Raw genomic sequence first — 16,898 nt, forward strand, 5'->3', positions numbered from 1 at the left:
GTCGTAAAAAAGCATATGTAAAATAAACACAAAGCGATAACATGATCATTTTTTACGATGGCAATTGCCCACTGTGCAATGCAGAAATGCAACATTTAAAACGTGCCGATGTTGATCATAAAATTACACTAGAAGATTTAAACGCTGATGATTTTAGTGAGCGTTTTCCCGCAATTGATAAACAAAATGCCATGGATTTATTGCACGCCCAAACTGATAAGGGGCAGATGATTTACGGCTTAGACGTCACTTATCAAGCTTGGCGCATCGTTGGAAAATACCGCTGGCTTAAAATAATTCGTTTGCCAGTAATTCGCTTTTTTGCCGATCATGCTTACACTTTTTTTGCAAAATATCGTCACCACATTAGCCGTTTTTTAATGCCCAATGCGCAGTGTAGTAATGGTCAATGCAATATGAAATCTAAAGGTGAAAAATGAAAACAGTGATTTTATTTGGCGCCAGTAGCGCCATTGCACAATCCTACGTAAATCATTTAAATCAGCAAGCAACACAATTTAATATAATTTGTGTCAGCTCATCGAATATTGAGCATAATGATGACAAGGTAACCTATTTCAACAGCGACTACTCGGCGCAAAGCCTAAATGAGCTAACCCAGTCGTTAAAGTCACAACAAATTGAGCTTGCTCAGGTAATAATATTTAATGGTCAATTACATAACGACCAGCACATGCCGGAAAAAAAGCTCGAAGAAATTAACAGTGATTATTTTATGCAGCTTTTGCACTCTAATACGCTTGTACCCCTGCTGTGCTTACAAAGTATAGTGCCGCTGCTTAATCATAAAACTCACTGCACAATTACTGCTTTGAGCGCTCGTGTAGGCAGTATTAACGACAATAAATTGGGTGGCTGGTATACCTATCGCGCATCTAAGTCTGCGCTGAACATGTTATTTAAAACAGCCGCCATTGAACTTGCTCGTCGCGCTAAAAATACCAAACTTGTTTTATTTCACCCGGGTACTACAGATACACAGCTCTCTAAGCCATTTCAAAAAAATGTGCCCGCAGATAAACTGTTTACCCCTGATTTTGTCGCGCAGCAATTATTTAAATTTACTTACGAAAACCCACAGCTAGAACTCAACGGCGAACCTGCCTACCTAGATTGGCAAGGAAACACCATAAAATGGTAAGGAACAAACACATGCATTTTTCGAAAGACCGCATAGCCGCACTTGAAAAACATACCCGTACACACTTTATCAACTCACTTTCAGGGTTTAAAAGTGCAAACTTAATTGGCACACAAGACTTACAAGGTAATACCAATCTAGCCATTGTCAGTTCAGTTATTCATTTAGGCGCACACCCACCACTAGTGGGCATGATAATGCGTCCACACAGCGTACCAAGGCATACATTCGAAAATATTATAGAAACAGGCGTTTATACTATTAACCAAGTAAATAGTGATATTTACCAGCAGGCACACCAAACATCGGCACGTTACGCTAAAGATGAGTCTGAGTTTGATGCAACGGGTTTAAAAACAGAGTACTTAAACGACTTTAAAGCGCCTTTTGTTGCACAAAGCCGACTAAAATACGCAGTAAAATTTGTAGAGAATCAGCATTTAGCTGTTAATGGCACTGAGCTGGTTATTGGCGAAATAATGGACGTGTACGTAGATAAATCAGCACTCCAAAGTGATGGCTTTTTAGACTTACAAGCCATCGATACCGTTGCAGTAACCGGATTAGATAGCTACCACACGGCGAATAAGCTCAATCGTTTACCCTACGCGAAAAAGTAGCCCAAGGTTATCAAGTCCCTGGGAATGAGGGACTTGATAACTCCCCCTATTTGTTCAATCCCTTGTTCACTAATCGCAATTAATTTGAATTGAACGCATTTAGCCTACACACTATGCAAAATTTTGTAGGAGAAATATATGACCACAGTTGGTATTGGTACACACACACCCGAACAAGCACTTGCTAGTTTAAGCAATATGACCCACTCAGTAACGCCAATTCAGGCCGATGAGTATTTAGTGCGTATGGCCAAAGCGCAAGCTTATATGCAAGCTAATAATATTGATGCGATATATTTAAATGCAGGTACCAACTTAACGTATTTTACCGGTATGAAATGGTACGCCAGTGAACGACTAGTCGGCGCTATTTTACCCGCTATGGGTGAGGTGCAATACATTGCCCCCCATTTTGAAATTGGCTCTTTAAATGGCTTTAAAGTCATTGATGGCCCAATACACGGCTGGCAGGAACACGAGAACCCTTTTGAGCTATTCGTTAAAGTGCTGAAACAGCTTAATATTAGCGACACCGCTACCGTGGGCATTGATGAAAGCGCACAGTTTTTTATTTTTGATGGCATCAATAAAGCCAGTTCAGGATTAAAACTAGTTAACGCACAACCTGTAACCGCACATTGTAGAATGCATAAATCAGCCAATGAATTAGCATTAATGCAATGCGCCATGGATATGACTTTAGCGGTTCATAAAGCCACCGCTAGTATGCTTTATGAAGGTATTAGCACCGTAGAAGTCGAAGAATTTATAAAAAAAGCGCATCAAAAAGTAGGTGCCCCGGGAAATTACTTCTGTATTGTATTGTTTGGCCTTGCTACCTCATTCCCACATGGTGTAAAAGATCCACAAATTTTGAAAAAAGGCGACATGGTGCTTATTGATACCGGATGCAAAGTACACGATTACCTTTCTGATATTACCCGCACTTATGTATTTGGTGAAGCCAACAGCCGCCAACGCCTATTTTGGGATTTTGAAAAAGCGGCCCAGTTAGCAGCTTTCAATCAAGCCGCCCTTGGCGAAACCTGTGAATCGGTTGACGAAGCAGCTCGCAGCTACTTAGCAGCTCAAGGCTTAGGCCCTGAATACCAAACACCAGGTTGCCCACACCGCACAGGCCATGGTATTGGCTTAGACATTCATGAATGGCCATACTTAGTGGGCGGCGATAAAACCCCGCTTGCCACAGGCATGTGTTTTAGTAACGAGCCAATGCTGGTTATTCCAGATGAATTTGGTGTGAGATTAGAAGATCACTTCTATATGACAGATGACGGCCCGCGTTGGTTTACCCAGCCAAGCCACAGCATTGACGACCCATTTGGCTTGAACAGCTAACCTGAAAACATTCAATAAACGAGCAGCACTTTCGCTGCTCTTTTTATGTTCAATGATTGATAAACTAAACTTCATCCCAATATCCATTGTTATTAAAAAGCAATCCTTCAAGGATCCCTATGAAAAACTTAAAAATTGATATCGTCTCAGATGTAATGTGCCCATGGTGTATTATTGGGTATAAAAACTTAGAAACCGCATTGGCAGAATTAAAAGACGAAATGAGTGCGGATATTACATGGCACCCTTTTGAGCTTAATCCAGATATGCCACTTGAAGGACAAGACTTAAACGAGCACTTGCAGCAAAAATACAGTTTAACTGAAGAAGAAAGTGCGCGAAATCGTCAAAACATGGCGGATGCGGGTGAACGAGCTGGGTTTACCTTTAATTTTGACGGTAAACGCATCATGATCAACAGCTTTGATCTACACCGCTTGCTAATGTGGGCGCGTGAAGAAGGCAAACAAACTGAGCTGAAATTGGCGTTTTTTGAAGCACACTTCACCGATTTAAAATATTTAAATCAAGAAGATGCGTTACTGGATGTGGTAGAAAAAGTCGGCCTTAACAAAGACACAGCCAGAGAAATTTTACACTCAGATAAATACGTACAAGCGGTACGCCAAGAGCAAAATAACTTTAAACAAATGGGAATAACCTCAGTACCTACTTTCATTATAAATGATAAGTACGCGCTTACCGGTGGGCAACCGAGTGAATCGTTTATTCAAGCACTTAAGCAAATAAGTGAAGAAGAAGCCAAGCAGGAGCAATAATTTTTCGGGTTAGGCTACATTTTGCGGCCTAACCTTATTAATTTTTTAAGTTAAACACCCGTCTGTTATTTAAATTAAGCCCGTCCTCAACATCACGATAATAGTGCTCATAAAGCGCATTTAACTCGCCGCTATCTGCTAACTTTGTTAAGCCTTGCTCTAATAACTCAATGATTGCTTTGTTATTTTCGTTTGCGTAAAAATAATAGTAATTATCGTATTGCAGCATAATATGAGGCTCAATAACAAAGTTATACTGAGGATGTTTACGTATTTCGGCTTTTATAGCAGTTACTGAACGCGGAAAATAATCGCCAAGTCCTTCATCTAACGCTTTTAACATGCTTTCATAACTCAAATCACCATTAACTGTTAAGCCATTGTTTTTTAATACATAATAATCAGACCAACTTTGCTTTTGTAAGGCTATGAACGGCTTTAGTTGTTCAAGGGTTTTTATATCTGAAAATTCGCCCAACCGGCTTTGTTTAACCATGAGCAAGCGCTTTGAATGCAGCCCATTATAAATAGGATAACTTGTGCGGATTAAATGTCTTTGCTCTGCAAGGGAGTTTGGCAAAGTTAACCAAGCTAAATTAACATCATCGTTACGTGTGAGCTCTTCTAAAATTCTTTTAGTATTCATTGGCTCAAGACTATAAGCAATATTGAGCTTTACATTAACCTTTGCAAAGCTCTTTTCTAATAATGTTAAAATATAGTGGTTTTTTGGTATGTCTTGGGTGCTTGGTTTGCCAAGCTTAAGGGTGATCGTTTGCTCAGTGCTACTGGCAAAAAATGACACTGCCATTAAAATTAAACTGCAGCATAAAATAATAAGCTTCATAGTTATTCCAAGTTGCTTTAGCAATGTAACAAACTAAACAAATGATAAGTATAGCGGCAACTTAAAATTGCGTTAGTTTATGTACGATAAAGCACCTTAATCACATGCCAACCAAATTTCGTTTTTACTAAATGCGGTTCTAAAATTGCACCACTAAAGGCAACCTTATCAAACTGTGGAACCATTTGGCCTCGTCTAAACTCACCTAAATCACCGCCTTTTTTACCCGATGGGCATGACGAATACTTTTTAGCTAAAGTTTGAAACTTTGCGCCTTTGCCTAATTGCTTGATGATGTCTTCTGCAATCTCTTTATGTTTTACTAAAATATGCAGTGCGTGCGCCGTATTTGCCATGTAAGTGCCTTTTTAATGCTTAAATTTAAACGCCGCGATTTTAGCACAGCCAATACATTCAGGCATCTATTAAAGCACTTATAAATAGTGGGCTTGGTCTTGCTTTGAAGGGATCCTGCAATAGTGATATTTACCAAATAAGGTATATCGATTTGATGCAATTTTATCATAAAGCCAATTGTTAAAACGATTTGGCAACACACTAAATATACCACTAAGTTTCCACGGATAGCCTAGCTGTTTAATCACCTCAAAAAATGCATGGCTTTGTATAAATGCTTGAGCGTTTTCAATGTAAACCATAGAGGCAAAATCAGTTGTCGAATAGCCAAAGTGCATTAATATTTGTTGTCCTTTTGGCGATTGTACACTGCACAGTTTAAACATGGCCTGAGGATCGTGAGCAATAATAAAATTACACCACGCACTACAAAGCTTGCACTGGGCGTCGAACAGTATAATTTTTTGGCTTTTTATTAGCGCGGCGGTATGAGTCATTAATTGCTTGCTCAAGTGAGGGCTTATTGCTGCACAGGTTTTTTTTGTAGCTTGCGCTGCAAAGTGCGTCTATGCATATTAAGCTGCCTTGCAGTCATTGATACATTACCGTTGTTACTGTGTAATACATGTTGAATATGCTCCCACTCTAAACGCTCGGGTGACATAACCTCTTCAGGAATTTCGGTTACTGTCGATACCGGCTCTACTTTTAGCGCTTTTAATAAGCTTGCCATATCGACAGGCTTAGTTAAATAGTCATTAGCGCCCAAGCGCATCGCCTCTACGGCTGTAGCTATACTTGCAAAGCCGGTAAGCAATACAATATGCGCCTTGGGTAACAAGTGTCGCAGCGGTGCAATAAGCGCCAGCCCATTTTCATCTTCTAACTTCATATCTAATAAAATACAATCAGGTTGCTGCTGGCGAGCCCTAAGTAAAGCCTCTGTTTGGTTATGTGCAACCTCACAGTTAAAGCTGTGTTTTGTTAAGCGCCTTGCCAAAGTGGTAGCAAGGTTAATGTCATCTTCAATAATTAGCAGCTTCATAGCGCCGACTCGGTTATTAATAGTGGCATTTGTATCTTGGCCACCGCCCCACCATCGGGGTGATTATAAACAGTTAACGAACCATTTAAACGCTCAAACGTGACATTTGATAGCATAACCGCTATTCCCATGCCTTGCTCGCTGGGCATGAGCTGCCCGCCTAACTCCGCTAACTCTGAGGATAAAAAACCAGAGCCAAAATCCCGAATAATTAACGCAATACTTTGCGCATCTGGCTGTTGCCAACTCAACTCTAATTGCATTTGGCCTTTTTTTTCGTTAGCAAGCGCTGCATTTTGTAATAAGTTTAAAATAGCAGGTAGCAGCATGGCATCACTTTTTAATGTGGCTTTAGGCGCCTCATTAAGCCAGTTTATTTGTTGATTAGGGTATTGTAATAGCAACGTATCATGAATTTGATTTTGCAGCTGCTCTGCTTTTATAGGTGTTTGCGTGTTTTTATCTCGTAGCTGCATAGAGAGCTTTCTAAAATCATTAAGCTGAGTGCGGCATTGCAGCAAGGGTGATTGCATTTGCTGAATAATTTCATTGTTGGGATACTCTTCTACAAGCTCTTCAAACAATAATTGTAAATTAGCAATAGGCGTTGCTAATTGATGAGTAATTTGCGCCGCTGCGCCATCGAGAGTAACCAGTTGTTCACTACGCAACTGTTTCTCTCTAACTTTGGCAATAGTGCGCTCACGTTGTTGTAAAGCACGGTTCATTGCACCAATAACCAACGCAATCACGCAGGCACTGATAACAAAATTAACCCACATACCAATAAAGTGGCCACTCATGTTCATTTGGTGCATGCTATGCTCTGGCATTTTAATCAGTAGCATGCTGTAGGCAGCGATAGCCAGCACAGCAATATAGGCAAGCCCACGAGCGCTCAATGTAATTGCCGCTATCATAATAGGTAACAATAATAACGACACAAATGCGTTAGTTGCACCGCCACTTAAAGACAACAAAATAGTTAAAAAAAGTACGTCAGCGGTCAGTTGCATCAGCATGCCAACAGGCTTTGCTTGGCTAACATTTCTATAAGCAAAGATACTTGCTAACTGAAAAACCGCCTCAAGCGTAATAACGGCTAGCAACGGCATGAGCGCAATTTGATGCTCTAATAAAAAATAAACGCTTAACACCGCAATAAGCTGCACAGCAATGGCGTCACTGCGTAGCATTAATAACCGGCTAATAGCAGGATCGGTTTTAATTAACACAATAAGATTCACCTGACTGAATATACATTGCTTTGTTATCCATTATAAATAACGCTTTTTATAATAATGATTTCATAATATGCGCCCCATATTAGCTGCTCACTCAGCCGCACTCAAGCATATATGGTCAACAAAGTATTCGTATTCTATTAAGCTTAGAAAGCCTATGAGCTATAGTGTAAAACACGCAAAATCATTAAAAGCATTTAATTAACACAATAAAAACAAGCCACTTACCTTTAAACAAAAATGCAGCAAATAGTCCGTAAAATAGCAGTAATTACTAAGCAAACCATGCTATAAACTAGTGTTAACAGCTAATTTTTGATATAACGTCCTCATTAGACGAACACGTCATACCACTTTTAAGAGAACACACTATGCCTTACGCACATATCACTGGTTGGGGTAAATGCATTCCACCAGCAAGCATCAGCAACGACGAAATAAGTGAAATTGTAGATACAACCGATGAGTGGATCACCACACGCACAGGTATCAAGGCACGAAGAGTTAGCCATGTAAGTACTGCTGAACTTGCTAGTGTGGCTGCAAAACATGCCATTGCTTGTGCTGGCGTAGATGCAAAAGATATCGATTTAGTTATTTTAGCAACGTGCACCCCCTCAACAGTAGTTGCAAACACCGCCTCATTAGTACAAAAAAATATTGGTGCCACAGGCGCTGCAGCCATGGATACTAACGCTGCATGTTCTGGTTTCTTATATGCTTTACAAGCTGCAACAGCGCAAATTCAAGCTGGCATGATCAAAAAAGCTGTCGTTATCGCGGCTGAGCGCATGACGTGGTATGTAAACTGGGCACGACGCGACAGCGCAGTATTATTTGGTGATGGTGCCGGTGCCGTTGTGCTTGAAGCAGCAGAAACACCTGCAGGCTTATTAGGGACTAAAACCGGTTGTGACAGCGAAGATCGTGATATTTTACACATTACTAATTTTGGCAGTGATTTAAATAAATATGAGCCAATTGGTCCATCAGACCTTTTATTTGAAGGCCGTGAAATATTTAAACGTGCCGTTAAAGGCATGAGTGAAGCCTGTGACGACGTGCTTGAACAAGCCAATCTTAAGTTAGACGATATCGATGTACTAGTTCCGCATCAAGCCAATCTACGCATTATTCAAGCTATTCAAAATCGCTTAAAAGTGGATGACGAAAAAGTAATGGTCAATATTGGTGAATATGGCAACACCTCTGCTGCCACCATTGCAATTGCATTGTGCGAAGCCGTTGAGCAAGGCTTAATTAAACCGCATGCAAACATTATGTCGGCGGCATTTGGGGCTGGCCTTACTTGGGCGGCAAGCTATATAAAATGGGGCGAGCGAGTAACGCCTATTGCTATTAGTGATGCTGAGCTTCCACCGTGTGATAAAACGGGTTTAGAGCTTGTTGCACCGGCTGTAAAAGCGTGTAAAGACGCAGAGCCTAGCTAAAAGCTAATATATATGACCATGCACATGTATTGATAAACAGCGCACTGCTTTTAGTGCGCTTTTTGCTTTTTAAGGAAAATATATGCAACTACTAGGCATTCATCATGTAGCCATCATTTGTAGCAACTACCCACGCTCTAAACATTTTTATAGTGAAATATTAAAACTCACGATTATTAATGAGCATTATCGTGCACAGCGTCAGTCTTACAAACTCGATTTAGCTTTACCTGATGGTAGTCAGTTAGAATTATTTTCGTTTAATGATGCGCCAAGTAGACCAAGCTACCCCGAAGCACAAGGACTTAGACATTTAGCATTTAAAGTTGGGTGTATTAATACTGCTAAACATTATTTAGAGTCACACAATGTCATCGTCGAAAATATTAGAGAAGATGAAATAACCGGCAAAAAATTCACCTTTTTTGCCGATCCAGATGGCTTACCCCTTGAGTTATATGCACTTTAACATCAAATAACTCAAGGTAAACCTTAATCCAAGTTCAGGTTAGTTAAATCGATTTTGTAGGTAAGTAAATACTGCACGAATACCCAGTGCTTCACCACCAGCTGGACGCCCGGGTAATGCACGTAAATTCCATGCCATTACGTCAAAGTGAACCCATGGTGTATTTGGCTCTATAAACTCTTTCAAATAAAGCGCAGCGGTTATTGCGCCACCAAATGGCGTACTTGCACAGTTAGCCATATCAGCCACATCGCTTTTCAAAAATGGTTTGTATTGTTCGAATAACGGCAATTGCCAAACAGGGTCGTTAACTTGCATTCCCGAGTCCATAATGGCATTTGCTACAGCGCGATCCGTTGAGAAAAACCCCGGTAACTCCGTACCTAACGCAATACGGCACGCACCAGTTAGTGTAGCAAAATCAATGATTAATTCAGGATCATCGTTTTGTGCTTCGCTTAGTGCATCACACAGCACTAGTCGCCCTTCTGCATCGGTATTGTCTATTTCGACCATAATACCTTTACGGGTTTTTACTACATCGCCAGGGCGAAATGCATTACGCGAAACAGCATTTTCAACCGCAGGCACTAAAACACGAAGGCGTATTGGTAAGTTAGCGGCCATAATTAGCTGAGCCAGGGCAATAACATGCGCGGCCCCACCCATGTCTTTTTTCATGTTGCGCATGCCTGAACTAGGTTTTAAATCCAGTCCACCGGAATCAAAACACACGCCTTTACCGACTAACGTAATTTGTGGCGCATCGACTGCCCCCCATTTCAAGTCAAGTAATCGTGGTTTATTTTCACTCGCGCGCCCTACCATGTGAATAGTTGGGTAATTTTGCTCTAATAACTCATCACCTATCCACTGCGAAAATTCACCGTCGAATGTATCTGCTAGGTCACTCATTACCTGCGATAAATGCTGCGGCATCATATCAGCAGCTGGGGTATTAACTAAATCGCGTGCTAAATTAATGGCGTCCGCTTGTTGTTTTACTTGTTCATATAATGTTTTATCAGCAATGCCAAGCTGAGCTTTTGCTGTGGCTTTTTGCTTGTACTCACTAAACTCATAACCACCTAAGACAAAGCCTAAAGCAAGTTGAGCAACTAAAGACTCATCACCTTGAATTTGATAACAACCCGCAGGTAATTTACTGGCAAGCTCGCCAGCGGCCCAAAAATCATCAGTGCTTTGCATTACACAAAATACCTGACTTAGTTCACCCGTTTCTGGGTTTGGTACTAGTGCGAGTCCTGATTTTTCAAAATCTGTGTTTGCTAGCCAGCGCTGTACAAAACTCGGTTGCTGCGTAAGCCAATCGGTTAGTTCGTTTTTAACGATAAATGATAGAGGAATTCCTGAAGAGGTATGACGAAGTAAAGCACTCATTAAATGACTCACATAATAGAAAATGATGCCTTAGCATAACAATAAGCACTATTAAAAGGTATAGCTAATTATGTTCTGCTAGCTTACTTCTTCTTTGAGGGCGTTGAGTCTTGCTCTTGGTTTTGTTGAGCAATTTCTTGATCAATTTCTTTAATCGGCTTATTCATACTAAAAGAACTCGGCAATACATCAACACCTACTAACTGACCTAGTTTAACAACCAGTGGAATAGTTAATGGTGCAAACGGTAATAACGCAAAAACGCCTAGCCCTAGTCCTTTTAATATATCAACAAACTGTTCGTTGGCGCGTTTTAGTTCTGCTTTATTTGTTTGCCCTTGGGTATAACGCCTATAAATTATTAGCATTTCTTTGGTTTCTTGCCTTTCTTGGGCAAGCGCAATTTTAAGCGCGACCATAGCACGACGAAAGCGTAGTTGTTGTCGCTTTTTACTTATTTTAGCAACCCGCCAAGGTGCACGATGGATAACTTTATATAATCGCATAGCCTGTATTCTCACACAGCGCTTTCAGTTCACAAAGAATAATTTACACGCTTTATTCAATCATTTATTCTTAAAGTTCATTTTCCTCAGTTTTAATTAAAAACATGCAAAAAAACATACCCAACACTAAACCCGAAAGGCCAAAATCTGATGAGTGCTGCGGCGGCGGTAGTTGCTGTCCATGTGTATGGGATGAGTACAAAGAAAAACTTGCACAGTGGAAAAAACATCATGGTGAAAATATCAATAGCAAGTCAGTTTAATTCAATAATAGAAAGTAGCTAAAATAGCTTATTTAATTAATAACTATGTATCAATGCCTGCTTTTACACCTTTTCCCTGCCCTACTTATGATTAACTCTGCGTTATTTTTAGATAAATCATTTGTTTCAACTTGTTAAATAGTGGTTAATTACCCATTGCCCTCTTTAGTTTTTTTATCTATAGTCTATTTCGAGGACTCACAGGAGGTGCGCTTAGTTTATTAAGCTTTTAGGAGTGAGTTAGCAATATCTGCTCCCCATTGAATGTGAACCGTCCACAATAAAGTCATTAAATAGACTATACAAATCAATTCTAACTGGGGATATTTAGAATGAAATTAAAAAGCAATGCGCTTCAACAGGCCATCAAATTTGCTCTAGCAACAACAGCCGCAGGCTTATTTGTTTCTGGTTCAGCAATTGCTCAAGAAGAGCAAACCGAAGTTAAAGTTAACAAAAATGTAGAAAAAATTGCCGTAGTAGGTACGCGCTCTGCGCCTCGTTCTATTGGTGACTCTCCTGTACCTATCGATATTATTGGTGGTGAAGAGCTAAGTAAATCAGGTAACACTGATATGCTAGAGCTATTAAAAGGGGCTATTCCTTCTTTAAACGTACACTCAATGCCAATCAGTGATGCTGCTTCATTAGTGCGCCCTGCAAACTTACGCGGACTACCTTCAGATAGCACACTAATTTTACTTAACGGTAAACGTCGTCACCGTGCTTCAGTTATCGCCTTTTTAGGTGGTGGTATTAACGATGGTGCGCAAGGTGCTGATATTTCAGTAATTCCAAGTATTGCACTGAAACAAGTAGAAGTACTTCGTGATGGTGCCGCTGCACAATATGGTTCTGATGCGATTGCTGGGGTTTTAAATTTCCAACTTAAAGATGCCTCAGAAGGCGGGTCATTTGAAGTTCGTAAAGGCCAATATTACGAGGGCGACGGTGATACAACCCAAATTTCAGGTAATGTGGGTTTACCGTTTACCGATAGCGGTTTTGCAAATTTAAGCTTTCAGTACAAAACAGCCGATGCGACCAGCCGTTCAGTTCAACGCTACGATGCAACTCAACTTATCAAGGCTGGAGTACCAGACATTGCTCCGATCACTCAAGTATGGGGTGCACCAGAGGTAGATGACGACATCTCTATCTTTGGTAATGTTGGTTTAGAGCTAACTAATGACTCACAATTTTATATGTTTGGTAACTATTCTGAGCGTGATGTACGTGGTGGTTTTTATTACCGTAACCCGCATACTCGCCCTGGTGCATACTCAAACGATGGTGGCGAAACACTGCTTGTTGGTGATTTAACCGGTGATATGAGCGGTAACTGTCCAACCATTATGATTGATGACAACGTTCTTGATAACCCTGACTACATTAATGGTGTAGCAAATAACCCTGATTGTTTCGCATTTAACGAAATGCTTCCGGGCGGTTTTACACCAAACTTTGGTGGTAATATTACAGATACGTCACTTACTATCGGTACTAAAGGTGAGTTTACTGGCGGCTTTTTAGAAGGCGCTTATTATGATCTAAGTGGTACGGTAGGGTATAACGAATCTCGCTACTTTATATACGACACAATCAATGCTTCACTGGGTCCAGATAGCCCGCGTGATTTTAGCCCAGGTAAATATGAACAATTAGAGAAAAACTTTAATTTTGATATTTCAAAAGGGTTTGACTTTGATTTAGCTTACGATGTAAACATTGCCGGTGGTTTAGAGTGGCATGAAGAAACCTTTACCGTAGTGGCAGGTGATGAGGCTTCGTTTATTGCAGGTCCATTAACTGATCAAGGTTTTGGTATAGGTTCTAACGGTTTCCCTGGATTTAAACCATCAGATGCAGGCGAATATGACCGTCGTAACTATGCAGCTTATATTGATATTGAAGCGCCATTTACTGAAGAGTTCTTAATGGGCTTAGCGCTTCGCTACGAAGATTACGATACCTTTGGTTCAACCACTAACTATAAGTTAATGGGTCAATACCACTTGACTGAAGATCTAAATATTCGTGGCTCTATCAGCACCGGTTTCCGTGCGCCTACCGTTGGCCAAGCGAATGTTAGTAACGTACAAACTAACTTAAGCAGTGGTGTACTAGTAGATTCGGCATTGTTACCACCTACAAACCCAATTGCTATCCAACTAGGTGGTACTGAACTTGAGCCTGAAGAATCACAAAGCTATACCTTTGGTGCGGTGTATACTATTGGCGATTTATTCTTAACGGTTGATTACTACAACATCCAAGTAGATGACCGTATTAGCCAATCAGATAAAATTGAACTTAGCCAAGCAGATAAAGACACGCTTGAAGCTGCGGGCGTACCTAACGTACAAAACCTTGCGCAAGTTAGTTTCTTTACTAATGACTTTGACACCACTACACAAGGTGTTGATTTAGTTGCTAACTACTCAGCTGAATTGTTCAGTGGTAGCTCTACATTTAGCTTAGCGTACAACTGGAATGAAACAGAAGTAACACGCTCAAGTAATATAACTGGTGCATTTAAAGTAAGTCGTCTTGAAAATGACTTACCTAATCACCGTGCAACACTGAGCTGGGCACAACAATGGGAAAGCTTTTCAGCATTTTCTCGCCTTAACTACTTTGGCGAATACCAAGGCGTTCACGTAGATTATGATGAAACAGCTAAAATGGCTGACGCAGCAGTCACGTTAGATGTAGAAGTAACCTACTTCATGAATGACTCAATTAGCTTCTCATTGGGTGCACAAAACTTACTGGATCAAGAAGCAGAGAAACTTGATTTCACAGTGGCACCAAATAACAACTGGGGTGGTAAGTACTACGAAACATCTCCATACGGAATTAATGGTGGCTTTTACTACGCTAAAGCAACCTATACTTTCTAACATGTGTTAATGATAATCAAAGGCGAAATGTGTAATGCATTTCGCCTTTTTATTGCCCTTTATAAACCCATTTAAAATGACTTTTACACTCGCATTTTTTGTGACTTTGGGGTTATAGTAATTAAAAAGAATATTAGTTGTATTATGCTACTAAAAAAAGCGGACCAGTTATTATCACAAAACAAGCTCAGAGAAGCTGAGTTTCATTACAAAATGCTATTACAAGCAGAGCCTGATAATGGTGACGCCCTGTTTGGCTTAGGTAAAGTAGCACTGCGTTTAGAACAATTTGATGCCGCTGTTTATATACTACAACGAGCGTGTCAGCATCTCCCTTATGCATTAGAACCTTTGTATGCACTAAGTGATGCATTTAATGCGGTCAACTCTCCTGAAGATGCGCAAAAAGTACTCGAATACGCAACCAGTATTGCCGCAGACAACCCAGACACTCATTATTATTTAGCCCAGCACTATTTAACCTTTGGCGAGCTTGATAAAGCGCATGCCACGTTTGAGGAAGCATTAAAGCTTGGAGTAGCACCAGTTACGGCTTATGTTTTATTTGAATTGGTACAATTAGGGCGCTTTAATAAAGCAAATAATTACATCGATCAGTTACACCACTTTTTAACGCAAACAAATAACCTACGCTTAAAAATGGTCTGCTACTATGCTTTAGCTAAAAGTTACGACAAGTTAGACGATACTGATCAAGCATTTAACTATTTTGTGATTGCCAATCAGCAACAACACAAACTCAGTGAATTTAATACTGAAGATTTAATTGGGTTTTATGATCAACTTATTGAATATAACAATGAAAGTGTGCTCAATTTAGCAAACCTAAATAAGCAGTATCCTGTTACGCCCGTGTTTATTATTGGTATGCCACGAAGCGGCTCAACCTTACTGGAGCAGATGTTAGCAGGACACAGTCAATGGGCAACGCTTGGAGAAGACACCAGTATTAGTAATAAGGTAGTCGCTTTTTTAGAGCATAAAACAGGGTTACGCTACCCTCAATGCTTAACTAAGCTAACAACGCCTTTAATTAACCAAGCCAGAGCTATATATTTAGATACCTTAAGTTCTTCTGGGAGCAATTGCGCATTTGTGATCAATAAACTGCCTAGCAACTACCAAAACTTAGGGTTAATTTATATTTTATTCCCAGATGCTAAGTTTATTAATCTGAGTCGCAACTTTCATGCAACCGCATTTTCAGTGTTTACTAATTACTTTGCTGAAAACGAACCCTATTTTTGTGATTTAAATGAATTTACTTTGTACCATCAGCTTTATGAAAAACTGATGAGCCATTGGCAGCAATTTAACCGCTTAGCTATTTATAATTTAAGTTATGAGCAGTTAATTGAAAACCCTAAAGATCAATTAACCACACTATTGAGTTTTACTGGCTGTGAATTTGAACAGACTTGTTTAGACTTTTACAAAAATAAAAGCGCCGTTACAACGCTCAGTAAACATGCCATCAGGCAACCTGTAAATAACAAAAGCCTTGATAAATGGCAGCGTTATGAAGCCCCTTTACTTAGTTTGCTCTCGTTGCCTCAAACCAATTAAGCACATCTATAAATTGTTCTTGGCGTGCCTGTGGATGGGTAAGCATATTAATATGGTCGTAATCTACTTTGTGCCCAAAGCGGCGGCCATATATTTGCATTTTTTGCACCCCAGTACCTGACTCATCAATAAACTTTTGAATATCGATAGGCTGTGCCAATGCTTTATCTTTTACTGCCGCAATATGTAACGTTGGAGGAAGCGTGAGATTTGCTAATGTTTTAGCGTAATCAAAGCCATCATCACTGTCTATCCACGGATTTTTCTTAGCCCACTGCATACTTTGATAATGCGACTTTTGAGTTTCATCATCACTGCCCCACTTTAAGCGTTTTGCTGGTAAATAACCGTGTTTTTTCGCTAATATTGGCGCCATAAAATACCAAATTAAATTGGCCTGAAATAACTTTTTAGGGTGGTTATTAAATAGCGAACGCTTTGAACCAAAATAGGCACACGCTTTTACATCGTTTATCAGCTCAGGATAGCGAGCAAACACGCTATTAAGCAACACCCCACCCCAAGAATGAGCAACTAAAAAGCCAGGTTTTTTACTCTCTAACTGTTCAATTTTTTCAATAAATGCCGGAATATCTTCAACAATCGCCTCAGTTTGTCCATACCGTGCTTGCTTACAAATAGCAGGTTTACTTTCACCACGCCCGCGTAAATCAGCGACATAACAACAATACCCGTGTTCAGCTAAAAAAGGCGCTAACCCTTTATTGCTATGAGTGTAAAATATTTTGCCATTTTCTACCGCACCATGAATTAATAACACCACAGGGCCGCTCGGCTGTTGATTGGCGATACGGCGCAAATGCAGTGTTTGATGGTCATCTAATTTAATAAAAACAGATTGTTGAGTAACTGCCAAAGCGAATTCCTTATAATTGCTAACAACT

The 16,898-nt window shown here is 40.1% G+C and carries 18 protein-coding genes; 10 read left to right on the top strand and 8 right to left on the bottom strand.

Features of this window, described 5'->3' with window-relative positions; translation table 11 throughout:
- Positions 1-41 precede the first annotated feature (41 nt).
- From N523_RS0102190 to N523_RS0102210, 5 genes are all read left to right on the top strand, one after another.
- Positions 42-440: a thiol-disulfide oxidoreductase DCC family protein gene (locus tag N523_RS0102190; protein WP_024600945.1), complete on the top strand. Its 399-nt coding sequence runs from the start codon at positions 42-44 to the stop codon at positions 438-440.
- Positions 437-1,162, top strand: coding sequence for an SDR family NAD(P)-dependent oxidoreductase (locus N523_RS0102195; RefSeq protein WP_028834136.1), 726 nt, complete (start codon positions 437-439; stop codon positions 1,160-1,162). Before N523_RS0102190 ends, N523_RS0102195 begins: the two co-directional genes overlap by 4 nt.
- An 11-nt stretch (positions 1,163-1,173) precedes the next feature.
- Positions 1,174-1,782 (top strand): flavin reductase family protein, encoded by a 609-nt coding sequence (locus tag N523_RS0102200; protein ID WP_024600947.1) that lies wholly within the window; start codon positions 1,174-1,176, stop codon positions 1,780-1,782.
- 138 nt (positions 1,783-1,920) lie between these two features.
- Positions 1,921-3,141, top strand: coding sequence for a M24 family metallopeptidase (locus tag N523_RS0102205; protein WP_028834137.1), 1,221 nt, complete (start codon positions 1,921-1,923; stop codon positions 3,139-3,141).
- A gap of 119 nt (positions 3,142-3,260) precedes the next feature.
- Positions 3,261-3,920: a DsbA family oxidoreductase gene (locus N523_RS0102210; protein ID WP_016899162.1), complete on the top strand. Its 660-nt coding sequence runs from the start codon at positions 3,261-3,263 to the stop codon at positions 3,918-3,920.
- Between the two features lie 37 nt (positions 3,921-3,957).
- On the opposite strand, the gene N523_RS0102215 is transcribed toward N523_RS0102210, so the two are convergent.
- The 5 genes from N523_RS0102215 to N523_RS0102235 form a co-directional block, all read right to left on the bottom strand.
- Positions 3,958-4,767 carry a substrate-binding periplasmic protein gene (locus N523_RS0102215; RefSeq protein ID WP_028834138.1) on the bottom strand — a complete coding sequence of 270 codons (810 nt, stop codon included), beginning with the start codon at positions 4,765-4,767 and terminating at the stop codon, positions 3,958-3,960.
- Positions 4,768-4,844: 77 nt separating this feature from the next.
- Positions 4,845-5,123, bottom strand: coding sequence for a peptidylprolyl isomerase PpiC (gene ppiC, locus N523_RS0102220; protein WP_008464312.1), 279 nt, complete (start codon positions 5,121-5,123; stop codon positions 4,845-4,847).
- A 78-nt stretch (positions 5,124-5,201) separates the two neighbouring features.
- Positions 5,202-5,621, bottom strand: a complete 420-nt coding sequence (locus N523_RS0102225; protein WP_013463126.1) for a thiol-disulfide oxidoreductase DCC family protein — start codon at positions 5,619-5,621, stop codon at positions 5,202-5,204.
- A 23-nt stretch (positions 5,622-5,644) separates the two neighbouring features.
- Complete coding sequence (locus N523_RS0102230) at positions 5,645-6,169, bottom strand: response regulator transcription factor (protein ID WP_028834139.1); 525 nt, start codon at positions 6,167-6,169, stop codon at positions 5,645-5,647.
- Complete coding sequence (locus tag N523_RS0102235) at positions 6,166-7,404, bottom strand: sensor histidine kinase (RefSeq protein WP_028834140.1); 1,239 nt, start codon at positions 7,402-7,404, stop codon at positions 6,166-6,168. The genes N523_RS0102230 and N523_RS0102235 overlap by 4 nt, the downstream gene beginning before the upstream one ends.
- 380 nt (positions 7,405-7,784) lie before the next feature.
- Between N523_RS0102235 and N523_RS0102240 the strand changes: the two genes are divergently transcribed.
- Positions 7,785-8,864 (top strand): ketoacyl-ACP synthase III, encoded by a 1,080-nt coding sequence (locus N523_RS0102240; RefSeq protein ID WP_028834141.1) that lies wholly within the window; start codon positions 7,785-7,787, stop codon positions 8,862-8,864.
- 82 nt (positions 8,865-8,946) lie between these two features.
- Positions 8,947-9,333 carry an SMU1112c/YaeR family gloxylase I-like metalloprotein gene (gene gloA2 / locus N523_RS0102245; RefSeq protein ID WP_008464296.1) on the top strand — a complete coding sequence of 129 codons (387 nt, stop codon included), beginning with the start codon at positions 8,947-8,949 and terminating at the stop codon, positions 9,331-9,333.
- Positions 9,334-9,372: 39 nt separating this feature from the next.
- On the opposite strand, the gene N523_RS0102250 is transcribed toward gloA2, so the two are convergent.
- Positions 9,373-10,734 carry a leucyl aminopeptidase family protein gene (locus N523_RS0102250; protein ID WP_013463121.1) on the bottom strand — a complete coding sequence of 454 codons (1,362 nt, stop codon included), beginning with the start codon at positions 10,732-10,734 and terminating at the stop codon, positions 9,373-9,375.
- An 83-nt stretch (positions 10,735-10,817) separates the two neighbouring features.
- Complete coding sequence (locus N523_RS0102255; RefSeq protein WP_013463120.1) at positions 10,818-11,240, bottom strand: hypothetical protein; 423 nt, start codon at positions 11,238-11,240, stop codon at positions 10,818-10,820.
- Between the two features lie 104 nt (positions 11,241-11,344).
- Here N523_RS0102255 and N523_RS19245 point away from each other — a divergent pair, with 104 nt between their 5' ends.
- From N523_RS19245 to N523_RS0102265, 3 genes are all read left to right on the top strand, one after another.
- The gene (locus tag N523_RS19245) at positions 11,345-11,503 is read left to right on the top strand and encodes an oxidoreductase-like domain-containing protein (RefSeq protein ID WP_076921669.1); all 159 of its coding nucleotides are present in this window, start codon (positions 11,345-11,347) and stop codon (positions 11,501-11,503) included.
- Positions 11,504-11,835: 332 nt separating this feature from the next.
- Positions 11,836-14,406 carry a TonB-dependent receptor plug domain-containing protein gene (locus N523_RS0102260; RefSeq protein ID WP_028834142.1) on the top strand — a complete coding sequence of 857 codons (2,571 nt, stop codon included), beginning with the start codon at positions 11,836-11,838 and terminating at the stop codon, positions 14,404-14,406.
- A 144-nt stretch (positions 14,407-14,550) separates the two neighbouring features.
- A complete protein-coding gene (locus tag N523_RS0102265) occupies positions 14,551-15,993 on the top strand; it encodes a tetratricopeptide repeat-containing sulfotransferase family protein (RefSeq protein ID WP_028834143.1) in 1,443 nt (480 codons plus the stop codon).
- On the opposite strand, the gene N523_RS0102270 is transcribed toward N523_RS0102265, so the two are convergent.
- Positions 15,962-16,870, bottom strand: coding sequence for an alpha/beta fold hydrolase (locus N523_RS0102270; RefSeq protein ID WP_028834144.1), 909 nt, complete (start codon positions 16,868-16,870; stop codon positions 15,962-15,964). The genes N523_RS0102265 and N523_RS0102270 overlap by 32 nt on opposite strands.
- Positions 16,871-16,898: the final 28 nt, after the last annotated feature.

The sequence above is a fragment of the Pseudoalteromonas sp. 23_GOM-1509m genome (assembly GCF_000518425.1).
In the GTDB taxonomy this organism is placed as follows: Bacteria; Pseudomonadota; Gammaproteobacteria; order Enterobacterales; family Alteromonadaceae; genus Pseudoalteromonas; species Pseudoalteromonas tetraodonis.